At 62.7% G+C, this 23874-nt stretch carries 21 protein-coding genes; 9 read left to right on the top strand and 12 right to left on the bottom strand.

Annotated elements, in window-relative coordinates; translation table 11 throughout:
• Positions 1–7 precede the first annotated feature (7 nt).
• Together QQ992_RS10450 and QQ992_RS10445 are read right to left on the bottom strand one after the other, a co-directional pair.
• On the bottom strand, positions 8–946 hold the full coding sequence (locus QQ992_RS10450) for a branched-chain amino acid ABC transporter permease (protein ID WP_286113298.1): 939 nt from the start codon (positions 944–946) through the stop codon (positions 8–10).
• A gap of 130 nt (positions 947–1076) precedes the next feature.
• Positions 1077–2225 (bottom strand): branched-chain amino acid ABC transporter substrate-binding protein, encoded by a 1149-nt coding sequence (locus tag QQ992_RS10445; protein WP_286113297.1) that lies wholly within the window; start codon positions 2223–2225, stop codon positions 1077–1079.
• 331 nt (positions 2226–2556) lie between these two features.
• Here QQ992_RS10445 and QQ992_RS10440 point away from each other — a divergent pair, with 331 nt between their 5' ends.
• A complete protein-coding gene (locus tag QQ992_RS10440) occupies positions 2557–3282 on the top strand; it encodes a FadR/GntR family transcriptional regulator (RefSeq protein ID WP_016714594.1) in 726 nt (241 codons plus the stop codon).
• A gap of 69 nt (positions 3283–3351) precedes the next feature.
• On the opposite strand, the gene QQ992_RS10435 is transcribed toward QQ992_RS10440, so the two are convergent.
• The 3 genes from QQ992_RS10435 to QQ992_RS10425 all read right to left on the bottom strand — a co-directional run bounded on the left by QQ992_RS10435 (position 3352) and on the right by QQ992_RS10425 (position 7261).
• A complete protein-coding gene (locus QQ992_RS10435) occupies positions 3352–4845 on the bottom strand; it encodes an aldehyde dehydrogenase (RefSeq protein ID WP_286113296.1) in 1494 nt (497 codons plus the stop codon).
• A 148-nt stretch (positions 4846–4993) separates the two neighbouring features.
• Positions 4994–6376, bottom strand: a complete 1383-nt coding sequence (locus tag QQ992_RS10430) for an aspartate aminotransferase family protein (RefSeq protein ID WP_060709896.1) — start codon at positions 6374–6376, stop codon at positions 4994–4996.
• Positions 6377–6418: 42 nt separating this feature from the next.
• Positions 6419–7261, bottom strand: a complete 843-nt coding sequence (locus tag QQ992_RS10425) for a helix-turn-helix domain-containing protein (RefSeq protein WP_105948500.1) — start codon at positions 7259–7261, stop codon at positions 6419–6421.
• A 281-nt stretch (positions 7262–7542) separates the two neighbouring features.
• On the opposite strand from QQ992_RS10425, the gene QQ992_RS10420 reads away from it, so the two are divergent.
• From QQ992_RS10420 to QQ992_RS10410, 3 genes are all read left to right on the top strand, one after another.
• Positions 7543–8925, top strand: coding sequence for an APC family permease (locus QQ992_RS10420; RefSeq protein WP_286113295.1), 1383 nt, complete (start codon positions 7543–7545; stop codon positions 8923–8925).
• A gap of 118 nt (positions 8926–9043) precedes the next feature.
• Positions 9044–10624 (top strand): aldehyde dehydrogenase (NADP(+)), encoded by a 1581-nt coding sequence (locus QQ992_RS10415; protein ID WP_286113294.1) that lies wholly within the window; start codon positions 9044–9046, stop codon positions 10622–10624.
• Positions 10625–10786: 162 nt separating this feature from the next.
• Positions 10787–12160 (top strand): 8-oxoguanine deaminase, encoded by a 1374-nt coding sequence (locus QQ992_RS10410; RefSeq protein WP_286113293.1) that lies wholly within the window; start codon positions 10787–10789, stop codon positions 12158–12160.
• 18 nt (positions 12161–12178) lie between these two features.
• On the opposite strand, the gene QQ992_RS10405 is transcribed toward QQ992_RS10410, so the two are convergent.
• Positions 12179–12910 (bottom strand): SDR family oxidoreductase, encoded by a 732-nt coding sequence (locus tag QQ992_RS10405; RefSeq protein WP_286113292.1) that lies wholly within the window; start codon positions 12908–12910, stop codon positions 12179–12181.
• Positions 12911–13032: 122 nt separating this feature from the next.
• Between QQ992_RS10405 and QQ992_RS10400 the strand changes: the two genes are divergently transcribed.
• Positions 13033–13800 (top strand): LysR family transcriptional regulator, encoded by a 768-nt coding sequence (locus QQ992_RS10400; protein ID WP_286113291.1) that lies wholly within the window; start codon positions 13033–13035, stop codon positions 13798–13800.
• A gap of 16 nt (positions 13801–13816) precedes the next feature.
• Here QQ992_RS10400 and QQ992_RS10395 read toward each other — a convergent pair whose 3' ends face one another.
• The 4 genes from QQ992_RS10395 to QQ992_RS10380 form a co-directional block, all read right to left on the bottom strand.
• Positions 13817–15229, bottom strand: a complete 1413-nt coding sequence (locus QQ992_RS10395) for a DHA2 family efflux MFS transporter permease subunit (RefSeq protein WP_286113290.1) — start codon at positions 15227–15229, stop codon at positions 13817–13819.
• 49 nt (positions 15230–15278) lie between these two features.
• Positions 15279–15770 (bottom strand): GNAT family N-acetyltransferase, encoded by a 492-nt coding sequence (locus tag QQ992_RS10390; protein ID WP_286113289.1) that lies wholly within the window; start codon positions 15768–15770, stop codon positions 15279–15281.
• Positions 15771–15892: 122 nt separating this feature from the next.
• The gene (locus QQ992_RS10385) at positions 15893–17128 is read right to left on the bottom strand and encodes an aromatic ring-hydroxylating oxygenase subunit alpha (protein WP_286113288.1); all 1236 of its coding nucleotides are present in this window, start codon (positions 17126–17128) and stop codon (positions 15893–15895) included.
• A gap of 173 nt (positions 17129–17301) precedes the next feature.
• Entirely contained in the window at positions 17302–18267 is a 966-nt protein-coding gene (locus tag QQ992_RS10380) for a LysR substrate-binding domain-containing protein (protein WP_286113287.1), read from the bottom strand.
• A 231-nt stretch (positions 18268–18498) separates the two neighbouring features.
• Here QQ992_RS10380 and QQ992_RS10375 point away from each other — a divergent pair, with 231 nt between their 5' ends.
• The 3 genes from QQ992_RS10375 (at position 18499) to QQ992_RS10365 (ending at position 21674) form a co-directional block, all read left to right on the top strand.
• On the top strand, positions 18499–19512 hold the full coding sequence (locus QQ992_RS10375; protein ID WP_433963108.1) for a GlxA family transcriptional regulator: 1014 nt from the start codon (positions 18499–18501) through the stop codon (positions 19510–19512).
• Between the two features lie 164 nt (positions 19513–19676).
• Entirely contained in the window at positions 19677–21005 is a 1329-nt protein-coding gene (locus tag QQ992_RS10370) for an MFS transporter (RefSeq protein WP_286113285.1), read from the top strand.
• A gap of 78 nt (positions 21006–21083) precedes the next feature.
• Positions 21084–21674 carry a biliverdin-producing heme oxygenase gene (locus QQ992_RS10365; protein WP_286113284.1) on the top strand — a complete coding sequence of 197 codons (591 nt, stop codon included), beginning with the start codon at positions 21084–21086 and terminating at the stop codon, positions 21672–21674.
• Positions 21675–21683: 9 nt separating this feature from the next.
• Here the strand turns inward: QQ992_RS10365 and QQ992_RS10360 are convergent, their stop codons facing one another.
• Both QQ992_RS10360 and QQ992_RS10355 read right to left on the bottom strand, forming a co-directional pair.
• On the bottom strand, positions 21684–21809 hold the full coding sequence (locus QQ992_RS10360) for a hypothetical protein (RefSeq protein ID WP_286113283.1): 126 nt from the start codon (positions 21807–21809) through the stop codon (positions 21684–21686).
• 28 nt (positions 21810–21837) lie between these two features.
• Positions 21838–22917: a helix-turn-helix transcriptional regulator gene (locus QQ992_RS10355; RefSeq protein ID WP_286113282.1), complete on the bottom strand. Its 1080-nt coding sequence runs from the start codon at positions 22915–22917 to the stop codon at positions 21838–21840.
• A gap of 95 nt (positions 22918–23012) precedes the next feature.
• Between QQ992_RS10355 and QQ992_RS10350 the strand changes: the two genes are divergently transcribed.
• On the top strand, positions 23013–23873 hold the full coding sequence (locus QQ992_RS10350; RefSeq protein ID WP_286113281.1) for a hypothetical protein: 861 nt from the start codon (positions 23013–23015) through the stop codon (positions 23871–23873).
• The last annotated feature ends 1 nt before the right edge of the window (position 23874 follow it).

Raw genomic sequence — 23874 nt, 5'->3', positions numbered from 1 at the left:
CGCCTCCTTACGCCCGGTCGGCCTGGCGTTCGCCAAGCAGGCCGTTTGGCCGGAACAGCAACACCAGGATCAGCACCGCGAAGGCGAAGATGTCCTGGTAGTTGGCGCCCAGGAAACCGCCGGTGATCTGGCCGGTGTAGCCCGCTGCCAGCGACTCGATCAGCCCCAGCAACAGGCCGCCGGCCATGGCGCCGAACAGGTTGCCGATACCGCCCAGCACCGCCGCCGAGAACGCCTTCAGGCCCAACAGCAAGCCCATGTAGGCATCGGCCTGGCCGTAGTTGATCGCACGCATTACCCCGGCGATGGCACCCAGGCTGGCGCCGATCAGGAAGGTGGCGCTGATCACGTGGTTGATGTTGATGCCCATCAACCCGGCCACTTCCTGGTTTTGCGCGGTGGCGCGCATGGCCTTGCCCAGGCGGGTCTTGTCCACCAGCAGCCACAGGCCAAGCATGATCACCACGGCTATCAGCATGATCGACAGCTGCACGTTGGTGATGGTGGCGCCAAACACGTCGACCGGCTGCGTCTCGACCACTTCAGGGAAGGTCTTGTAGCCGCGCCCCCAGATCATCATCGCCAGGTTCTGCAGGGCGATGGAGATGCCAATGGCGAGAATCAGCGGGGTTAACCGCGGGGCTTTGCGCAAGGGCCGATAAGCGTACTTTTCCATGCCCTGGGCCAGCAGCATGCACACCACCGCGGCGGCCATGATCGCCAGGAGCAAGGTAATGAGCCCGGGTGCAAAGCCTGCGCCAGCGAGCATCGTCAGTACCGAAATGGTCACCATGGCGCCAACCATCACCACCTCGCCGTGGGCGAAGTTGATCAGGCCGATGATGCCGTAGACCATGGTGTAGCCCAGGGCTACCAGGGCATAGATGCTGCCCAGCACCAGGCCGTTGAGGACCTGTTGCAACAAGATATCGAAATTACCGTCCACGCGCTGAATCCTCGAAACTGCGTTGTCGTCGGCGCGCGGCGGCTCAGCGCCACACGCCGACAGGCCTGGCAGGTGGGAAAAGTCTTCTTGTTATGTGGCAGGCCGGCGCCTGCTTGTTATGAGGTGCTGCTTAGTCGCGCTCGACCGACAGGGTTTTCCAGCCGCCGTCGGCGAACTGGAACACGGTGGCCGCCGGGTTCTTCAGGTTGCCCTGGTCGTCGAAGGCGATGGTGCCGGTGACGCCTTCGTAGCTCTGGCTCTTGAGTACAGGCAGGTACACTTTGGGGTCGTCGGAACCGGCCTTGACCATGGCGTTGATTGCCGCCCAGGTGGCGTCATAGGCGGCGGGCGACGACTGCACCACGCCCACGCCGAACTTGTCCTTGAGCTTCTGCTCGAAAGCCGCGCCCTTGGGCATGTCCTGCAACGGCGTACCGTAGTTCCAGGCGTAGGTGCCTTCGGCGGCGCTGCCGGCCATCTGCCTGAACGAATCGTTGGGCAGGTTGCCGATGTTCATGAAGCGCGCCTTCAGGCCCAGGTTCTTCATCTGCTTGGCCATCGGGGCGGCCTGGTAGTCGAGGGCGGCAAAGAACACTGCATCGGCCTTTTGCGCCTTGGCCGTGGTGAGGATGGCATTGAAGTCGGTCGACTTGTCATTGGTGTACTCGCGCACCACCACGTTGCCACCCGCCGCCTTGACCGCCTTGGTCACCTCATCGGCCAGGCCTTGGCCATACGCGGTGCGGTCATCGAAGATGGCAATGCGCTGAGCCTTGAGCTGGCTGACCAGGTAGTTGCCGGCATAACGGCCGAGGGTGGCGTCGTCGTTGACGGTACGAAATACCGAGGGGATACCCTGGCGCGTCAAGGTGGGGTTGGTGGCCGAAGGCGAGATTTGCGGAATGCCGGCGGCGGCGTAGATTTTCGAAGCGGGAATACTGGTGCCAGAGTTGTAGTGACCGATCACCACCGCCACTTTCGAGTCCACCAGCCGCTGCGCCACCGCAGTGCCTGTGCGCGGGTCGGCGACATCGTCTTCGGAAACCAGCTTGAACTGGGCCACCTTGTCACCGATTTTCAGTTGCTGCTGGTTGGCCTCTTCTACCGCAATCTGGATGCCATGCTCGACGTCCTGTCCCTGGTGCGCCGAAGGCCCGGTCAGGGGGCCGGCGAAGCCGATCCTGACGATTTCACTGTCTGCTGCGTGTGCCGTCCCCATGGCCATCAGCAATGTTACCGCGGTCGCGAGGGCTGTACGCCCTCCCTTGTTGTTATTCATGCTCAGCTCCCAGTAGTGATTGGACGAACCTCGACATCGCTTACCGCATACGAATTGGCCGGAACGCCATCGCACTTGTAAGATAACAGTCAGCAGGCAACTGTCAATGGGTGTATGCTACGGGAGAAGGTAAAATAATCTTTCCGGCGACAAGCGATGCACGCAATCAAAAAGCAGGGCATGAGCCTGACTAGTAAGATGTTTGATAACATATACCGACAACATCACCGCTGGTTGGCTACGGATCCCGCCGCAAGGGGCATCAGGGCTGCGCGCAACCTGCCGGAGAATCAACCGTGATGAGCCAATCAGTTTCAGGAGCAACCCTTCTATGAATGCGTCGTTAGGCACGCGCCGCGCCAACCTGGCGGAAACCGTGATCCAGGAGCTTTCCAGCCGGATCGACAACGGCACCTACGGCCCGGGCGACAAACTGCCGTCCGAACAGGAGCTGTGCAAAGAATTCAACGTCAGCCGCCCGGTCATCCGCGAGGCGGTGGCCTCGCTGCGCCTTGGCGGGCGCCTGATCGCTCGTCAGGGTGTGGGCGTATTCGTGGTCGAGCAGGATGTAAAGCGCATCGGCTTCGCCATCGACAGCGTTGTCGATGATGTACGCGCTGCAGCGCAGATCCTTGAACTGCGCCTGGGCATCGAGACCGAATCGGTCGCCCGCGCCGCCGAGCGCCGCAGCCCAGCGAGCATGGCGGCGATCACCGAGGCGTTCGACCGCTTCAACTCGCTGGACGGCGCTACGCAAGAGGAAGAAGCCAAGGCCGACTTCGAGTTCCACCTGGCGATTGCCCGCGCCACCAGCAACCCGCACTTCACCCAACTGCTGGAGGCGCTGGGGCCGGACATCATCCTCGACCTGAACCTCAAGCATGGGCAGGTCACCGGCAAGAACCGCCAGGCGCATATCAAGAAAATCGCCCGTGAACACGGGGCAATCCTGTCGGCAATCAGCATGGGCGACGTGGCCAGTGCGCGCACGGCGCTGCGCAAACACCTGGAAGAGAGCCTGTCGCGGTATCAGCGCTTGCTCGACAGCAAGGCCTGATCGCTGCCCTGCGCTGGCCTCTTCGCGGTTGAACCCGCGAAGCAGGCGACGCAGTTCATGAACAACGCATCAGGCGCGCAGCTGGTACCAGGTGGTCTTGAGCTGCGAATATTTGTCGAACGAATGCAGCGACAAGTCGCGGCCAAACCCCGACTGCTTGCCCCCGCCGAACGGCACCGTCACATCCAGCGCATCTACCGTGTTCACCGACACCGTACCGGCCTTCAACGCCCGCGCCACCCGGTGCACCTGATTGAAGTCATCGCTCCACACCGAGGCAGCCAGGCCATACATGCTGTCGTTGGCCAGGCGCACCGCCTCTTCTTCCGTGTCGAAGGCGCTGACCGCCAGCACCGGCCCGAACACTTCCTCCTGCGCCAGGCGCATGCGCCCCTCGACACCGGCAAAAATGGTCGGCTCGATGTAGTTGTCCGAGCCTTCGACAGTCAAGCGTCGACCACCACACACCAACCTGGCGCCCTCTTGCCCGGCGCGGGTAATGGCGGCCTCGATGCGGCCGGTCTGCTCGGCATCGACAATGGCACCGGCGCGGCTTGCCGGGTCCAGCGGGTTACCCGGCATCCACTGGCGTGCCTTGGCCTGCAGGCGCTCGACGAATTCGTCATGAATCGAGCGCTGCACATACAGCCGCGAGTTGGCCGAGCATACCTCGCCCTGGTTGAAGAAAATGCCGAAGGCGGCCTTTTCCGCCGCCAGGTCCAGGTCCTGGCAGTTATCGAACACCAGGTTGGGGCTCTTGCCACCGCATTCCAGCCACACTTGCTTGAGGTTGGACTGCGCCGAGTACTGCATGAAGTACTTGCCCACCTGGGTAGAGCCGGTGAACACCAGGCAGTCCACGTCCGGGTGCAGGCCCAGCGCCTGCCCGGCCTGCTCACCCAGGCCCGGCACCACGTTCAACACACCTTCCGGCAAACCCGCTTCCAGGGCCAGTTGGGCCAGACGCAGGGCCGAGAACGGGGATTGCTCGGCGGGCTTGAGTACCACGCTGTTGCCGGCCGCCAGCGCCGGGGCCAGCTTCCAGGCGGCCATGTCGAGCGGGAAGTTCCAGGGCACCACGGCGGCGACCACACCGAGCGCCTCCCGGGTGATGGTGGCAAGCGCGCTGGGCGCAGTGGGTGCCACCTGGTCGTAGAGTTTGTCCAGCGCCTCGCCGTACCAGGCGAACACATGGGCCGAGCCGGGCACATCGATGTTGTAGGCATCCATGACGGGCTTGCCCATGTTCAGCGAGTCCAGCAAGGCCAGTTCTTCGCGATGGGCCATGATCAGCTCGGCCAGGCGCAGCAGCACCTTCTTGCGCTCGCCGGGGGCCATGCGTGGCCACGGGCCTTGCTCGAAGGCCCGGCGGGCGCTGGCCACTGCAAGGTCGACTTCGGCCTGGCCGCAGGCATTGACCTGGGCCAGTACGGCGTTGGTGGCGGGGTTGATGGCGGCGAATGTGGCGCCATCCTGTGCGTTGACGGCTTTGCCGCTGATAAGTGCCTGGGACGGGAGGTACAGGTCCGAGGCGCGTTGTTGCCAGAATTCGAGGGTGTACATTTGTACTCCAGGCGACCGTCGTGGCGGTCGCTGTTGCTTGTAGGAGCGAGCTTGCTCGCGAAGCAGGCGACTCGGTGGATGGCACCGGCTTCGCCGGTGTTCGCGGGCAAGCCCGCTCCTACAGGGGTTGCGATGAGCCAGCAGATTTTTAGAGTTTGCCGACCAACCGGGCTGTGCGGTCCACGGCAATCCGCGTCTTCTCCACCAGCTCATCCAGCTCGCTGTGGTTGGCGATCAAGGCCGGCGCCATGATCATCCGGCCCAGGGTCGAGCGAATGATCACCCCTTCCTCGAAACCGAACGTACGGCACTGCCAGGCCAGGTCGTTCTCGTTGGCAAAACGCTTGCGCGTTGGCTTGTGCTCGGCAAACTGCAACGCCGCCACCAGTCCGGCACCCTGCACCTGGCCGATCAACGGGTGGTCAGCGAACACCTCGCGCAGGATGCGTTGCAGGTAGGGCCCGGTGTCGTCCTTCACCTGGCGCACGATGCCTTCGTCGCGCAGCGCCTTCAGGTTGGCAATGGCCACCGCCGCCGCCACCGGGTGGCCGGAATAGGTCAGGCCATGGGCAAACACCCCACCGCGCTCTACCAACGCCTCGGCAATGCGCTTGCTCAGCACCAGGCCGCCCATGGGCACGTAGCCACTGGTCAGGCCCTTGGCGATCGACAGGGTGTCGGGCTCGAAGCCGAAGTACTCATGGGCAAACCACTCGCCGGTGCGGCCAAAGCCGCCAATCACCTCATCGGCGCACAGCAGCACGTCGTACTGGCGGCAAATGCGCTGAATTTCCGGCCAGTAGCTTTCCGGCGGGAAGATCATGCCGCCCGCGCCCTGGAACGGCTCCGCAATAAAGCCGGCAACGTTCTCGGCGCCAAGCTCGAGGATTTTTTCCTCCAGTTGCAAGGCACAGCGGCGGCCAAACTCGGCCGGGGTCAGCTCGCCACCCTCTGCGTACCAGTACGGCTCATCGATGTGCGCAACGTCCGGAATCAACCCGCCCATTTCGTGCATGAACTTCATGCCGCCCAGCGCCGTGGCCGCCAGGGTCGAACCGTGGTAGCCGTTCCAGCGGCCGATCATGATTTTCTTGCCTGGCTGACCCACCACCTGCCAGTAGCGGCGCACGGTGCGGATCAGCACCTCGTTGGCTTCGGAGCCCGAGTTGGTGTAGATCGCGTGGCTGTAGTGCCCGGGCAGCAGGCTGAACAGCAACTCGGACAGCTCGATCACCGCCGGGTGGGTGGTGTGGAAAAACATGTTGTAGTAGGCCAGCTGGTCCATCTGCGTGGCGGCGGCGGCCGTCAGGTCGCGCCGGCCATAACCGAGCTGTGTGCACCACAGGCCAGACATGCCATCCAGGTAGCGCTTGCCCTCGCTGTCCCACAGATGCAGGCGTTCGCCACCCACGATCACCCGCGGCCCTTCGGCGTTCAGCGCCTTCTGGTCGAGGAAGGCATGGATGTGGTGTGCGGCGTCGGCTGCCTGGTAGTCACGGGTCTGGCGTTGCGGGGCGAAAGGCGCGTTCATTGTTGGTTTTCCTTTGCGGTGGGGTTGCAGGGCAGCCGTCGCTCAGCGCAGCTTGCCCATGTAGCTTTCAAGCGGGTCCTTGCCCAGCACGCCCTGGGCATTGGCCAGCGCGTCGATGAACAGGGAAAACAGTTCGGACTGGGTGCCGATGTCGAGCTTGGCGTAGACGTTCTTGCGGTGCGACTTGATGGTGTCTTCCGAAACACCCAGGCGCTCGGCCAGCGACTTGGTCGAGTGGCCACGCAGGATCAGCTGGGCGATGCGACATTCACGCTCGGTCAGCAACGAGCTGCCGAAGTTGTTCAGCGCAGCGTGGATGCGTTGTTCGAGGATGTTCTCGAAACGCCCGGCGCGGCTGTCCAGCCCGGCGAAGTGCTTGCCGAGTACCGCCAGCACCCAGGGCGTGACGCGCCCGAACAGCTCGCGGGTCTGTGTATCGAGCTTGTCGGTAAACGCCAGCGACACCGCCAGGCTTTGCCCGGGCGCCACCTGCAGGATGTAGTTGAGCTCATCTTCCAGGTGCGAGTGCCGGTAGAACGACTGGTAGTACTCACTGACCTCGAAGTGGTCGGGGGCCACTTCGAACAGGCCATAGCAACCGGACGCGACCTGCTCCACGCAAGCACCGTAAAACGGGTCGAGCAGGTAGAAGCCCGACAGGTAGCGGCTGACATTGCCCTCGGGCTGCCAAGGCGCCTTGTCGTCCTGCTCGAACAGCGCGCAAGGCATGCCGTCGTGCGGGTAGAGGTACACCGTGGTCGCCTGGATCGGCCGGATCACGCCAAGTGCGGCAAACAGGTTGGCGGCGAAACCCGGGCGGCCGATGGCCTCGGTGACCTTGGCCAGGTGCTCGAACCACTGTTCTGAAAGCAATTGATTAGTCACTGTGGGCCTGCCGTTTCTATTCAGTGGCACCGCCGCCAGTGCGGTGCGTTGTTGACCAGATACTCCCACGCCGCTGCAGGTACCGAAATCACCCGTTGGGGTGAGTCGGCCAAGGGTCGCACCCCTCACCCCAAAGGGTGATTCCGGGCACCCACAGGGTGTGGGAGCATCAAACCGCCCCAGCGCTGCGAGCCTTGCGCTCGACCTCCTTGCACACCACCCACCGGTAGCGAGCCTGCTCGCGTACTGCGGTGCCCTGCATCCCTTTCCAGGAGTTAGCAATGCATACAACAACAAGTACAGCCCATTCGCCTGCTTCGCATGCACCGTCACACCCCGGCGCCAGCACCGGCCGCTTCCGCAAATCCATGGGCATGACCGCCCTGGTGCTGTTCGGCCTGGCCTACATGGTGCCCCTGGCCGTCTTCACCACCTACGGGCTGGTCACCCAGATGACCAAAGGGCACCTGCCCACCGCCTACCTGCTCACCCTCGCCGCCATGCTGCTCACCGCCTACAGCTACGGCCGCATGGTCCAGGCCCACCCCTACTCCGGCTCGGTCTACACCTACACGCGCAAAGCCTTCGGCAGCCACATCGGCTTCATTACCGGCTGGACGCTGCTGCTCGACTACATCTTCCTGCCGCTGCTCAGTTACCTGCTGATCGGCATCTACATGTCGGAATACTTTCCGGCGGTCCACGCCTGGGTGTGGGTGGCGGGCTCCATTGCCCTGGTCACCTTCCTCAACCTGATCGGCATCGAGTCGATCACCCGTGTCAACTGGATCCTGGTGGTGGCGCAGCTGGTGTTCATCATCGTCTTCGTCGCCCTGTCCGTGCTCAAGCTCAACGGGCAGGCGGAGCCGGTGTCGCTGCTGGCCCCCTTCCATCACGAAGGCTTCAACGTGCCGTTGATCATGACGGGCGCCGCCGTGCTGTGCCTGTCGTTTCTCGGCTTTGACGCGGTGTCGACCATGGCTGAGGAAACCAGCAACCCGACCTACCGCATTCCCGTGGCGATCCTGGCCGTGTCGCTGATCGGCGGCTTGCTGTTCCTGGTGGTGTCGTACTGCGCACAGATGGTGTTCCCCGACTGGGGTAGCTTTGCCGACCCGGACTCGGCCTCGGTGGATGTAATGCGCCGGGTGGGCGGCGAATTGCTGGTTACCGCGTTTACCGCCACCTACGTGGCCGGCTGCTTCGCCTCGGCCATGGTGTCCCAGGCCAGCGTGTCACGCGTGCTGTTCGCCATGGGCCGCGACGGCGCATTGCCGCGCGCGTTCGGCCAGCTGGTGACGAAAAAGCGCGTACCGGCTACTGCCATCCTGGTGGTCAGCCTGCTGTCCCTCATCGCCCTGGTCATCACCCTCGACACCGTGGCCAACATGATCAGCTTTGGCGCCCTGTTCGCCTTTTCGGCGGTAAACCTGGCGGTGGTCAAACACTACCTGGTCGATCAGAAGCTACGCGGTGGCCGCAACTACCTGCTGTATGGCGCCATTCCCGGCCTGGGCTTCCTTAGCACCCTGTGGCTGTGGAGCAGCCTGACCAGCCTGTCGTTCACCATCGGCCTGTGCTGGATGGGCATGGGGCTGGTGGTGCTGATGGGGCTGACCAAGGCGTTCCGGGTGAAGCTGCCGGAGTTGCAGATGGCCGAGTGACGCTGAGCACCGGGTGATAACCGCTCGTTATCACCCGATCCGCATTAATCATTATTCAGCCTCCCGTTCGCCGCCTACAGTCCCAGCGCAACGACTGTCATTGCCAACGGGAACCGAAATGTCCATCGAACATCGCCTGAACCACATCGCCGGCCAACTCAGCGGCAACGGGGACGTGCTGCTGAACAGCGTCGACGCCCACAGCGGCGAGCCGCTGCCGTACGCCTTCCACCAGGCGACCGGCGACGAAGTCGAGGCTGCCGTGCAGGCTGCCGAGGTCGCCTACCCGGCCTACCGCAGTACCCGCCCGGCACAGCGCGCCGCCTTCCTCGACGCCATCGCCAACGAACTGGACGCCCTGGGCGATGACTTCATCCAGCATGTCACCCGCGAAACCGCACTGCCCGAAGCCCGCATCCGTGGCGAACGCAGCCGCACCAGCAACCAGTTGCGCCTGTTTGCCGAGGTGGTACGCCGTGGCGACTTCTACGCCGCCCGCATCGACCGCGCCCTGCCCCAGCGTACCCCGCTGCCGCGCCCGGACCTGCGCCAGTACCGCATCGGCGTGGGCCCGGTGGCCGTGTTCGGCGCCAGCAACTTCCCACTGGCCTTCTCCACGGCAGGTGGTGACACCGCCTCGGCGCTGGCAGCGGGCTGCCCCGTCGTGTTCAAGGCGCACAGCGGGCACATGCTCACGGCCGCTCATGTAGCCGCAGCCATCGACCGCGCCGTGGCCAGCAGCGGCATGCCGGCAGGGGTGTTCAACATGATCTACGGTGCCGGCGTGGGCGAAGCGCTGGTCAAGCACCCGGCCATTCAGGCAGTGGGTTTCACCGGCTCGCTGCGGGGTGGCCGCGCCCTGTGCGACATGGCTGCCGCGCGCCCGCAGCCAATCCCGGTGTTCGCCGAAATGAGCAGCATCAACCCGGTCATCGTGCTGCCCCAGGCGCTGCTGGCCCGTGGCGAGCAAGTGGCTGCAGAGCTGGCCGCCTCGGTGGTGCTGGGTTGCGGGCAGTTCTGCACCAACCCGGGCCTGGTCATCGGTATTCGGTCGCCGCAGTTCGAGCACTTCGTGCACACGCTGGTGGCGCGCATGGCCGACCAGGGTCCACAGACCATGCTCAATGCCGGAACCCTGCGCAGCTACCAGAACGGTGTGCAGCACCTGCTGGCACACCCAGGCATCCAGCATCTGGCCGGGCAGCCGCAAACCGGTAACCAGGCCCGGCCACAGCTGTTCAAGGCCGACGTAAGCCTGCTGCTGAACGGCGACCCACTGCTACAGGAAGAAGTATTCGGCCCGACCACCGTCGTAGTGGAAGTGGCCGATGCCCAGCAACTGGCCGAGGCGTTGCGCCACCTGCAAGGCCAGCTGACTGCCACCCTGATCGCCGAGCCTGACGACCTGCACGCCTTTGCCGGGCTGGTACCACTGCTGGAACGCAAGGCCGGGCGCCTGCTGTTGAACGGCTACCCGACTGGCGTTGAAGTGAGCGATGCGATGGTGCATGGCGGGCCTTACCCGGCCACGTCCGATGCCCGTGGCACCTCGGTCGGCACCCTGGCCATCGACCGCTTCCTGCGCCCGGTGTGCTTCCAGAACTACCCGGAGGCACTGCTGCCGGATGCGCTGAAAAGCGCCAACCCGCTGGGGATTGCGCGGTTGGTGGATGGGGTCGCCAGCCGTGGCGCGGCGTGATCTGCTGTTGAGGTAACCTGCACCGGCCTATTCGCGGGCTCGCCCGCGAAGAGGCCGGTGCAGGACTACCAGCCCTGTATACAATCCACAAAAACCTTGCTTACAATGCCCTGCGCCTATGACATCGGCAATCGCCGATGCGTATTGCGACAGGCTTTAGCCATGTCATCTACCAATGCTGCAAAAACGCTACTCGTCAAAAACGCTGCACTCCTGGTCACCATGGACAGCGAACGCCGCGAAATCAAACACGGCGGCCTGTTCATCGAAGACAACCTGATCAAGCAGGTCGGCCCCAGCGATACCCTGCCACAACAGGCCGATGTCATCCTGGACATGGCCGGCAAAGTGGTGATCCCGGGCCTGGTCAACACCCACCACCACATGTACCAGAGCCTCACCCGCGTGGTGCCTGCTGCCCAGGACGGTGAGCTGTTCAACTGGCTGACCAACCTGTACCCCATCTGGGCACGCCTGACCCCCGAAATGATCGCGGTGTCGACCCAGACCGCGATGGCCGAACTGATCCTGTCCGGCTGCACCACCTCCAGCGACCACCTGTACATCTACCCCAACGGCTGCAAGCTCGACGACAGCATCCATGCCGCCGCCGAGATCGGCATGCGCTTCCACGCCGCGCGCGGCAGCATGAGCGTGGGCCAGAGCCAGGGCGGCCTGCCGCCTGACGCGGTGGTGGAAAAGGAGGCCGACATCCTCAAGGAGTCCCAGCGCCTGATCGAGGACTACCACGATGCCAGCCATGGCGCGATGCGCCGTATCGTGGTGGCGCCCTGCTCGCCCTTCTCGGTCAGCCGCGACCTGATGCGCGAAGCCGCCGTGCTGGCGCGCCAATACGGGGTGTCGCTACACACCCACCTGGCCGAAAACGTCAACGATATCGCCTACAGCCGCGAGAAATTCGGCATGACCCCCGCCGAATACGCCGAAGACCTCGGCTGGGTCGGTCACGATGTCTGGCACGCACACTGCGTGCAGCTCGACCAGCACGGCATCGAGCTGTTCGCCCGCACCGGCACCGGGGTCGCCCACTGCCCTTGCTCGAACATGCGCCTGGCCTCGGGCATCGCCCCGGTGCGCAAGATGCGCGACCACGGCGTGCCGGTGGGCCTGGGGGTCGATGGTTCGGCGTCCAACGATGGCGCCAGCATGATCGGTGAAGTGCGCCAGGCCTTGTTGCTGCAACGGGTAGGCTTCGGCCCCGACGCCATGACCGCACGCGAAGCCCTGGAGATCGCCACCCTGGGCGGTGCCAAGGTGCTCAACCGCAATGACATCGGCGCCCTGGCGCCCGGCATGGTCGCCGACTTCGTCGCCTTCGACCTGGGCCACGTGGCCTATGCCGGCGGCCATCACGACCCGCTGGCGGCACTGGTGTTCTGCACCCCGACCCAGGTGCACACCAGCGTGATCAATGGCCGTGTGGTGGTCAAGGACGGTCAGTTGGCCACCGTCGACCTGCCCCGCGTGCTGGAGCGCCACAACCAGCTGGCGCACCAACTGGTCAGCGGTGCGTGATGCACCCCGCGTTACCCGTCACGCCTGCTGGCGGGTAGCGCACACCACGATTTCCCGAATGCACACCGATTGCGGCTGGCCGTAGGCAAAGCCGATGGTCTCGGCAATGGTCTCGGCCGTGAGTACCCCGCCCATTTCCTGCTTCCAGTCGTTGTAGCCGGCCTTGATGGCGTCATCGGTCGTGTGGCTGAGCAGCTCGGTATCGACCGCGCCTGGCTCGATGGTGATCACCCGCACGTTGCTCGGCGCCAGTTCTTCACGCAGGTTTTCCGAAAGGCCAGTGACGGCGAACTTGGTACCGACGTAGGCGACATGGTTGGGGAATGCCTTGCGCCCGGCCACGGAGCTGACGTTGATGATGGTGCCGTGCTTGCGCTCGACCATACCGCTGGCCACGGCATGGATGCCGTTGAGCAGCCCACGCACGTTGACGTCGAGCATGCGGTCCCACTGCTCCGGGTCCTGGGTGGTGATGTTGCCCAACAGCATCACCCCCGCATTGTTGATGATCGCGTCAACCGGCCCAAAGCGCGTTTCGGCTTCGGCGACGGCGGCCTGCACCGCAGTGCGGTCGGTGATATCAACCGACAGTGCCAGCGTGTTTGGCAGCTGCAGTTGCTGCATCGGCGCCAGACGACGCGAAAGCAGCAACAAGGCGTGGCCACGGCTGGACAGTAGCTTGGCGGTGGCCAGGCCGATGCCGGAGCTGGCGCCGGTAATGACTACCAAGGGTTTATGGGTGTTGGTCATGGTCACCATCCTGTTATCCGATTTGCCTATGGGTAAGAAGTAGAGCGAGTATAGAAGCCAGTTTTTCTTGCGAAAAATGGGAAATTCCTTTCGCAGCCATCGGCATCACTTATGGGTACCCCATGGATTATCGCCAGCTTCGTGCCTTCATCGCCGTGTTCGAAGAGCGCAACATCACCGCCGCCGCGCGCTCGATTCACCTTAGCCAACCGGCGCTTTCCGGCAGCATCAAGGCACTGGAAGAAGCGCTGGGCACCACGCTGTTCGTTCGCCAGGCCCGTGGCGTTGAGGTAACCGAGGATGCCCGGGCGCTGTACCCCGAGGCGCAGCGCATGGTCGCCGATGCCAACCGCCTGCTTGGACGCTTCAAAGGGGATCGTGAACGCGCGCCGTTGCAGATTGGTGTCGAGCAGGATGTGAGCGCGGCGGTGCTGAGCAAGGTGGTGCTGGCAGCGGCAGCCCTCCAGCCTCCGGTGCGTCTGCAACTGGTGACCGGCTGCATGGGCGCAGTACGGCTCGCCAGCGAAGAACTGCGTTGTGAGGATGAACTGTTTCTGCCGCTGCACAGCGACCGGTTCGTCCTGGCGACTGCACCGCAGGCACCCACCAAGGCCCAGTGGATCACCTGCCCTGCACAGCCCAGCCATCAGCGCCTGCAACCGTTTTACAGCGGCACGCCTGTGGCAGAAGCCGATAGCTTTGCCCTGGCCCTGGAACTGGTCGCCGCAGGCCTGGGCACCGCGATCGTGCCGGAGTCGCTGGCGGCCGAGCACCGTGGCGTACACAGCGAGCCTATGCCACAACTGGACCTGCGCCGACGCATCGGCCTGTGCTACTCGGCCCAGGCGCTGGCGCTCGAGGGTGTCATCCAGCTGCGTGATGCCTTGTAGCCGTACCCTTCAACGATCAGGTGCGCAGCACGTGCTCCCCGGCGTTGCTCGGCAAGCGGATGGCATCCACCAACGCGACGCAGGCGATCAGTGCAACGCCGATCAACGCCCAGTGAAAGTCACTGACTGACATCTCGCTCTCGCCGCCTCGCACCATCATCGCTACGCGTAGCAGCAGCGCCACCACCGCCACACCCAAGGCCATCGCCAGCTGGAAGCACATGCTGAACAACGTCGAAGCCTCGCCCATCTGCTGCTTGGGCACTTCGGCAAAGCCGACAGCGTTGTAGGTGGTGAATTGCATCGACCGCGAAAGCCCGCCCACGAACAGCACCACCGCCATCCAGTACCACGGCATGCCTGGCTGCAAGCCCAGGCACGCCAGAATGCATCCAACGCCAATCACGCCATTGACCAGCAACACCCGGCGAAAGCCATAACGGCGCAGCAAGCGGGTGGTGAACGGCTTCATCGCCAGGTTGCCCGCGAAGATCGCCAGCACCAGCAGCCCGGCATCCACTGGCGACAGGCCAAAACCGATCTGCAACAGTAGAGGGATCAAAAACGGCAAGGCGCTGATCGACAGGCGGAACAAGGTACCGCCCACGATGCTGACCCTGAACGTGGGGATAGCCAGGGTTTCCAGTGGCAACAGCGGTGCAGGATGGCGCTTGCAGTGACGGATCGCCAACCCGGTCAGCCCCCCACCCAGCAACACCAGCGCCAGCCCGGCCCCCAGGCTGCCCCCAGCCAGTGAACCAAGCATTTCCAGGCCGACCAGCCACGCCGCACAAGCCGACGCCAGAAACACGAAGCCCAGCATGTCGAAACGGCGCGTTTCATCTGAACGGGCATTCGGAACCACTAACCACGCCGCCGCGATCGCCAGCAACCCGAGGGGGATGTTCAGGTAGAAGATCCAGGGCCACGACCAATGGGTGACGATCAGGCCACCGAGCGGTGGCCCCAGTACTGGCGCCACCAACCCGGGCCAGGTGATCACCGCAAGCATTTTCACCAGGTCTTTCTTTTCGGTGGTACGCAGCACCACCAACCGCCCTACCGGCACCATCAAGGCACCGCCAATACCCTGTAATACCCGCGCGGCGATGAAGGTTTCCAGGTTGGGGGCCATGCCACACAGCAACGACGCCACCGTAAACAGGCCGATGGCCCCGGCGAACACCTGTCGCGGGCCAAAGCGGTCGGCCACCCAGCCACTCAGCGGAATGAACACCGCCACCGCCAGCAGGTAGGCACTGATGCCGATGTTCAGGCTGACAGCATTTTCGCCGAAATCACTGGCCATCTGCGGCAGCGCCGTGGCAATGACGGTGGCGTCGAGGTTTTCCATGAAGAAGGTGATGGCGACCAGCAAGGCGATGCAGGTGGCTTGGCGGGAGGTATAGGGAGGTGCCGGACTGGCCAAGGTTTCAGGTCCTTCTCACGGGTTGATGGGGCTCATGCAGAACGCACACTCAGAGGCCCATGATCATCTCGTGCCAGGCCATGCCGCCATGGTCCGACGGTGACGGCTGTACATACTGATAACCCAGCTTCTGGTACAGGGCCACATGCTGCTCTTTGCACATCAGGTGAATGGTCTGCTTGCCCGACGCTTTCATGCGGGCGATGAACTCTTCCATCAGCCGTTTGGCGTAGCCTTTGCCCTGGTGTGCCGGGTCCACCACCACCGACATGATCACCACGTTCGGTGCTGCCGGGTCGTGGCCGACCAGTTCCTTGAAGTCTTCATCAGACATGACAACTTCGTGGGCGCAGCCGCTGTTGATGAAACCGACGATCTCACCCGCGTTTTCCAGAATGAGAAAACCTTGTGGATACTGTGCGATGCGCGTGCGGATCTTCTCCAGGGTGGCCGCCTCATCCCCTTCATAGGCGCCGATTTCAATGGCGTAGCAGCGCTCGGCGTCTGCGGCGGTGGGGGTGCGGAACTGGGGAGTACTCATGGCTGATTCCTTGGAAACGTGAAAGCGTCTGCCATGGTAAATCAAGCGTGTGTTCTGGCGATATCGGGCCGGGGGGCAGAATGGGTTGACGGGGCCGCTTTACGGCCCCATCGGTTTGGCGATCAAACCACCGATTTCAACGGCACACGCCCACTCATCCGCTCCAGCATGGTCGCGCAGTACCAGTCATCGAACTGGCACACCCCGTTCTCGGCATTCTCCGAGAACGGCCCTGGCTCATAGGCCGGCGACGACACCCCCGCATGCGTGCCTTCCACCAGACGGCGGTCCTGGTCGTTGGTTGCCAGCCACACCTTGGTCAAGCGCTCAAGGTCGTAGTCCACCCCTTCCACTGCCGACTCCGGCACCAGCCACTTGGTGGTTACCAGCGTCTCCCCGGGGCCAATCGGCAGCACGCGGAAGCTCAACGCATGGTCGCCCAAGAAGTGGTTCCAGGTAGACGGGTAGTTGAAATACAGCAGCGCACCGATATCCGCCTCACCACTGGTGTCCAGGCGCCCGTTCACGGCAGGCTTGCCGTCCATGGTATAGCTGACGGCGCCAGCCGAAAGCGGAATGCGGGTCATGCGGAAGCGCCCCAGCGGGTCCATGACCAGACGGCTAGGCATTCCGGCTGCCTCGCAGCGGGTCCAGTGGGCCACCAGCTCAGGGTCATCATCACCGCCCACACCGGCCACCGACAGGTTCTCGACGAACGAGTTGAGCAGCTCCGGGTGGGTGCCGTCGCAGTGGTAGCACTCACGGTTGTTTTCGAATACCAGCTTCCAGTTGCCCTTCTCGATCAGGTTGGACTCGAAGGCAACCTTGCAGTTTTCCAGGCCGTGCGGGGCGATGAACGGGCTGACCGCCGCGCGGAAGCTGCCAAAGTCCGGGGCCTGTTGCGCCACACACACGTAGATGTAGGTGTGAACGACTTCGACATGCACGGGCTTGAGGTTGTAGTGCGTCTTGTCGAAGTCCGCGCCCATGTTGCCGGCGTAGATCAGGTTGCCGTCCAGCTCGAATGTCCACTTGTGGTACGGGCACACCAGCTTGGCCACTTTACCGCTGGCGTGCTCGCACACTTTGGCACCCCGGTGGCGGCAGGCATTGTGGAACGCGCGCACCTCGCCGTCCTTGCCGCGTACGACCGCTACCGGGTAGTCGCCAATCTGCAGGGTGAAATACTGGCCGGTCTTGGGGATCTCGAACGTATGACCGGCGAACACCCAGTCCTTGTGCCAGATCTGCTCCAGGTCCTGACGATAGACTTCAGGGTCCAGATACAACTCACGAGGCAACACATGTCGCGGCTTACGCTGTTTGATCAGACCCATGACGGTTTCATTGCTATTCATTATTATCCTCCAGCCAACCGCTGCGCACGACAACGACCGGCAATGACCGAACCTTGTAGTTTTTAATAAACACCCTGCAACTTCCCGGAGAGCAAACCCGCACTTCCGCTTATTTCAAGCAACCGTTACAACCCTTAACCCACCCGGTAAAGTCATGCATTAAAGATGCAACTTCAAACTTCCCACCGGGCAAACTTTGAAAGTATCCAGTCCCGTACCCGCGCGCAGGCATCGTCATCGGCTTTTTCCCGGCACGCCAGGTAGTGCTGGCTGTTACGCAACGTCACGTGTTCCCGCACCGGCCTGGCCAGCCGGCCCTGCTCGACCAGCCCGGCTACCAGCTGGTTCCAGCCCAGTGCGACACCCTGGTTGGCCAGCACCATGTTGATGATCAGGTTGTAGTCATTGGCGTGGAACAGCGGCGGGCTATCGATGCCGCGCGCGTCGATATCCACGTTGTGGTACGCCAGCCACACACTCCAGTCCACATGCTCGGCCACACCCGCCCGGCCGTAGGGGCTCAAGTCCAGCAGCGCGCTGTCGCGCAGGCCCTCCAGCGTGCCGATATCGGGGTGCCGCCGCAGGTATTCGGGGGAGCACACCGGGTAAATCACGTCGTGGCACAGTGGGTAGAGCGTGTAGGCCTCCCCCGGGTTGGCAAGCTTGGAGATGATCACATCCGGCTCCACACCCGGCTCACGCGTCAGGAAATTCTGCGTGGTGATCAGGTTGAGTTCGATGTCCGGGTTGTTGGCACGAAACGCATTGATGTGCTGCGACAACCAGAATGCGGAAAACGCCGGGGAGCAACAAATGGTCAGTACGTGTTTTTCCTGCGGGGTACGGCGAATGCGCTCCGCCGCCTGGGCAATGTTCACGAACGACAACTGCGACGCCTCGAAAAACACCGAACCGGCGGGCGTCAGCTCAACCGTGCGGCCCACACGCTCGAACAACCGCGCACTCAGGTAGGTTTCCAGCTCGCGAACCTGCCGGCTGATCGCTGCCTGCGACACGCACAAGGCTTCTGCGGCGCGGGTAAAACTCTGGTACTTGGCAGCGGCAACAAATGCTTTGACGGCACGCAACGAGGGCATGCGAAGTAACAAGGTATCGGGGTCAACGTGCCGCTGCGACATCCTGGTGTGTTCTCCTCGTTCCGTGTACAAGACAATTGAATCGTACACAGGCGCCGAAAAAACACATCCGCACTTAAATTACTTTACGTATAACTTTGAGTTATGCGTAACTTCGCACGCCTTCGCCAATAACGCGACGTTATCGGAAAGACCGTATAAATAGCGTTGGACGCAATAACGCCCACACACTTACATTCGTTACCGATCTGTCTGCCAGCGCCTGGGTGACCCATGACAATAACGACAAGAGCATTCAGCCACACATTCAAAGAGCGCAACCTGGGCTTCATGGCACAAGCGGTTGCACGGTCGGCACCCTCGCGGGTCGGGTTTCTGCTGCTGGAGAACTTCTCCCTGCCCAGTTTCACCCAGGCCCTGGATGTACTGGTTACCGCCAACCTGATCGCACCCGGCTCGATACGCGTGCACACCTTCAGCCACAACCACAACGAAGTGATGAGCGACCTGGCCATCCCTATCCGGCCGGACACGCCGCTGACCGATGTACGCCTGTGCGACCTCGACATCATGGTGGTCTGCGGAGGGCTGCGTGCCGCACGCACGGTCCCCGGCTGGCTGACCGCGCTGCTGAAACGGCTTGCCAGGTTCCCCGTGGTGCTCGGCGGCCTGTGGAACGGCGCCTGGTACCTGGGCAGTGCCGGCCTGCTGGATGGCTACCGCTGTGCCATCCACCCCGAGCAGCGCATTGCCCTGGCCGAACGCGTGCCGCACGCCGTGGTCACCCACGATGCCCTGGTGCTCGATCGGGACCGGCTGACTGCCGCCTCACCAGCGGGCGCCTTCGACATGATGCTGCAGTGGCTGAACATCGGCTGCGGTCAATCGCTGGCCGATGCGGTACTCGACACGCTGGACCATGACCAAAGCAGGTTCCGCAGCGTTCAAAGGCCGCTGCAACCCAAGGTCAGCCGGCCCCTGCGCGAAATCATCAAGCTGATGGAGGCAAACCTGGAAGAGCCGCTGTCGCCCGGGCAACTGTGCCAGGCGGTCGGTTTGTCCGTACGCCAGGTGCAGCGGCTGTTCAAGGACCAGCTGGATACCACCCCGCAAAAATACTACTTCCAGCTGCGCATCACCGAAGCGCGGCGCCTGATCCAGAACTCCAGTGCATCGATCTTCGATGTGTCCATTGCCTGCGGCTTTGTGTCATGCACCCATTTCAGCAGGTCCTACAGTGCGTTCTTCGGCCACCCACCTTCCAAAGAAGTGCGTCATGAAATCTGAAAGACAAGGAGCGCAAGCGGAAGGTTTCTGAACACGCCGTCACCGGCACACACAATAAAAATAATCGCATAGCCATCGATCACTGAATTTTCGAGATGGCTTCACGGCGCCGCTTTGGTCGCCGCGCTGCCCCTTCACTCGAAAACCCATATCGGGAGACAAGCATGACAAGCCCTACTATCTCAGTCGAAGATGTACCGCTAAACAGGTTCCACAAACTGCTCACATTGCGCTCCGGTGGCGGCTCGTTCGTCGATGGCTATGTGCTGAGCATCATCGGCGTCGCCTTGGCGCACATCAGCACTGCGTTGTCATTGAACAGTTTCTGGGAGGGCCTGATCGCCGCCTCGGCCCTGATCGGCATTTTCTTCGGTGGGTTCCTTGGCGGCTGGCTGACCGACCGCCTCGGCCGCAAGCGCCTGTTCTTCGTTGGCCCCACGCTGTTCATCGTCGCGTCGCTCGGGCAGTTCTGGGCCGATTCGGCGTTGGCCATCTTCCTGCTGCGGCTGGTCATCGGCATTGCGGTGGGCATCGAGTACCCGGTCGCGACTTCGCTGCTGGTCGAGTTCATGCCCAGGAAGTACCGCGGCCCTCGCCTGGCCATGCTGACCATTCTGTGGTTTGCCGGTGCCGCAGCGGCCTACATCGTTGGCGAATTGCTGCTGCGCAGCGGGGCCGAGGACGCCTGGCGGCTGGTGCTGACCAGCTCTGCCAGCATCGGCCTGGCCCTGTTCGTAGTCCGTATCGGCACACCCGAGTCGCCCCGCTGGCTGCTCAGCAAAGGCCGTAATGCAGAAGCGGATCAGGTGATCAAAACGGTGTACGGCCATGACTTTTCCCTGCGCAACCTGCCCGAGGAAAACGCCAGCTACAAGGTGAACATCTGGAGCCTGCTGTATGCCGGGTACGGCAAGCGCATGCTGTTTGTCATCGTGTTCTGGACCTGCTGCATCATCCCGCTGTTCTCGGTGTATGCGTTTGCACCCAAGGTGCTGGCGGCGCTTGACGTAAAGGGCGACAGCGCCTCGATCGGCTCGGTACTGATCACGCTGTTCTTCGTGGTCGGTTGCATCGCCGCCACTCGGCTGATCAACGTCGTCGGCCGGCGCAACCTGCTGCTCTACAGCTTCCTGGTGTCGGGGTTGGCCCTGCTATGCCTGGGTACGTTCCACAGCAGCGCGGGCATCTGGATCCTGGTGTTTTTCGCACTCTATGCCTTGTTCATTGGCGGTGCGCAGGTGCTTACGCTGGTGTACCCGAACGAAATCTTCCCCACCGAAATCCGTGCCTTCGCCGTTGGCATGGGCACCTCCATTTCGCGTATCGGCGCGGCGGTGGGCACCTACCTGGTGCCCATGTCCCTCGACGTGCTGGGCATCGCGCAGACCATGTACGTGGCAGCGGCCATCACCTTCTTCGGCCTGTTGCTGTCCTGGGCCCTGGCCCCGGAAACCCGCACACTGAACCTGCAACAGGCCGCCGCCCTCGGCTAGGCCAGCCGCGTGGTGCTTGATGCTGGCCAAGGATGGCAAGCATGATGGGCGTATACCCCTCACACCACGGATACGCCTATGACCGCTGCACCCTCCCCCCTCGTGGAGCCCGGCCGCTGCAAACGCTTGAAGGCGGCCAGCAGCCGGGACCATGACAGCGTCGATCAACTGGTGATGGCGGCACGCCCTTTCGAAAACCGCGAGCGCTATGGCCGCTTCCTGCAGGTACAACACCGCTTTCACGGCAGCCTGTTGACGCTGTACAACGATGCACAGCTCAACCGGCACCTGCCGGGGCTGGTTGGGCTGTCGCGCTTCGCTGCGGTCGAAACCGACCTGCGTGATCTCGGCCTGCCACTGCCAACGCGCCCTCAACAAGTCTGCGTCGGCCCGGCCGAGGCCCTGGGCTGGCTTTATTGCAGCGAAGGTTCGAATCTGGGTGCGGCGTTTCTGTTCAAGCAAACCCAGCGCCTGGGGCTCGATGGCGACCAAGGCGCCCGCCACCTGGCGCCACACCCGGATGGCCGTGCGCTGCATTGGCGCGAGTTCGTTGCCCGGCTCGACGGCCTGGTGCTGGACAACCAGGACGAGGCCGCAGTGGTCGCTGGCGCGATTGCCGCGTTCGACAGTTACCGGGCGCACTTGCGTGTGATATTTGCGGGTTTATGAGCTTGTGGCTCAGTGATACCCCTCGCCGTCCTTCACCTTGCCGCGGAACACGTACTGCGAACTGAGCAAAATGGCGTACACCTTGAAGAATGCCGCCATCACCCCTGCCTCGCCCAGCATAATCCGGCTGGTCAAGCGAGGTTGTGGGGGCGGACTGCCCCCATCAATCAGCGTACAAACCAATGGCCGCGTTCAGCGTCTCGCGAATATGCGCCCTTAACTCCAGCGGCCCGAGCACTTCGATGTCGGCCGCATTGGCCATCAGGAACAGCCTCAGCCCTTGTGTGTCATGAAGCGTGCAGGTAAGCAGCCATTTCTCACCATCGGCGACTATTTGCTGATCGTGCGCGAGTGGGTTTTCACTGAGCCTGTTGTGCAGATTGGCGCTCAGTCGTAAGCAGATTGCCTCGGGCTGGTCTGTGTGAATGGTCATCAGGTCCTTCTGTGCGGCATACGAATGAACATCGTAATCCTCCGGCCCCTCGATAACCCGGTTACCCGGCTCGACGCGGGTGACGCGATGAAGCATCAACGCGCACATCGTGCCAGGCCCGTTACTGCTGTATTTGCCACGCTTGCTGCCCGGCAAAGGCTCTGCGCCCTTTGGCCAGGCTTCCTCCAGCACATACGCCGAGAGGTAGATGTTCGAATCCTGATGCGAAAGGGCCATGGGTTTGAGCTGGTAAGTACACTCCACGCCTCCAGCATCACGCGGGCGGTAACCGACTTCCATTGGCGTGTTATCGAGGATTGCAAGCTGGAGCCTCTTCAAATGCTCCTCGTCGACCTTGCCGGGCAGTAGCGCGGTGAAGCGCGTACCTGTAGTGATTCGCCTGGAGAAATCGATGTGGCGCCTGGCACGGTCCTGCATGACCTGCTCAGCATAACCGCGCAGCTTCGCGAGGGTGCCAGAACGCGAATGCAGGCCGAACCGCTCGGCATGCTGAAAAATCGCGGTAAGGGTCATTGCATCCGCCGGAGGCATTGTCACCTCATGGCTTCGCCCGACGGGGCACCATACCAACCCTCGTTTGTCGTCGGGATCGGGCTTGGATACCACATATCCCACACGCTCCAGCGCCTCCAGATCGCGCCGGGTAACCTTTAGCTCATGCCCGACATCATCACTGTTCTTTTCAAGCCATTGCAGCAATGTCTGGTGAAGCTTTTTTGTGGACAGGCTGGTATCAGCCTGCCTGAGAATCTGACGCAGGTAGTCGCGGCGATGAAAAAGTTGTGTCATGGCTTAGATAAGGACAGGAAGTGGGCCTATCGGCTGTAATGATCGCCTGGTCGGCAGGGTAAAACTGCAAAAAGCCAGAACCACAGGAGCATTACATGAAGCGCCAAGACTACCTTAACCTTCCCCACGTTGCTTCCTTCATCAACTGGCTAGCCACCGAACTCGACTCGCAAACACTGTTCCGCCACCAATACGTCGAGCGCCGCTCGGGAAAGAAATGGCAGTGTCAGTCGCTGTACAACGCCTTTGAAGCCTACCGGTGGAACCACCCTGGCAATGAGCGCCTGGGCTTCGCAGCGGGTGGCTGCCCCATCAGCAATGGCATCGCACTTGCGGCGCTGCGCAAAGACCTGCTCGCTGCAACGCGCAATGATGCTCTGATGCTGCAAGCAACGCGCGATGTGATGGCGTGGGGTGGCGTTACGGCTGGCAACGGCAAATGGCTTGAAACCAATCGTGCCGGATTGAGCAGCATGATCAACCGTGTGCGGCAGGCGATCGACAATGGCGATCATGGGCAACCTGTGTTTCGCGCTCGGCACTTTCGCTTCAACTCGGGCATGACCAAGGTTTACGCGCTGCTCTGCGATGACTTTTTGATCTACGACTCGCGCGTCGCTGCCGCACTTGGCTGGCTGGTGGTCAAATATTGCGAGGCCCACACTATTGCCAGCGTGCCTGAAGCCTTGTGCTTCCCTTGGGCAGCAGCAAAGGAAGCCAAAGGTGCCAGCGCACCGAAGCGCCGCAACCCAGCCACGGGTGCACTCACGTTCAAGCGCCTGCGCACGGGCACCCACCATCTGATATGGAACCTCCAGGCCAGCTGGCTACTTGGCGCAGTACTGGCTCACCCCAAGGCCGCTGCCAGCCCTTTCAATGGCCAGACGGGTGACCACGCCCCTCTGCGTGCACTGGAAGCCGGCCTTTTCATGATCGGATATGACCTAGGGGCGTGAC

Origin of the sequence: Pseudomonas kurunegalensis, assembly GCF_030291635.1 — a bacterium.
GTDB classification, from domain to species: domain Bacteria; phylum Pseudomonadota; class Gammaproteobacteria; order Pseudomonadales; family Pseudomonadaceae; genus Aquipseudomonas; species Aquipseudomonas monteilii.
Note: the sequence above shows the minus strand (reverse complement) of the source record. Positions and strands in the feature narration are given on the sequence as shown.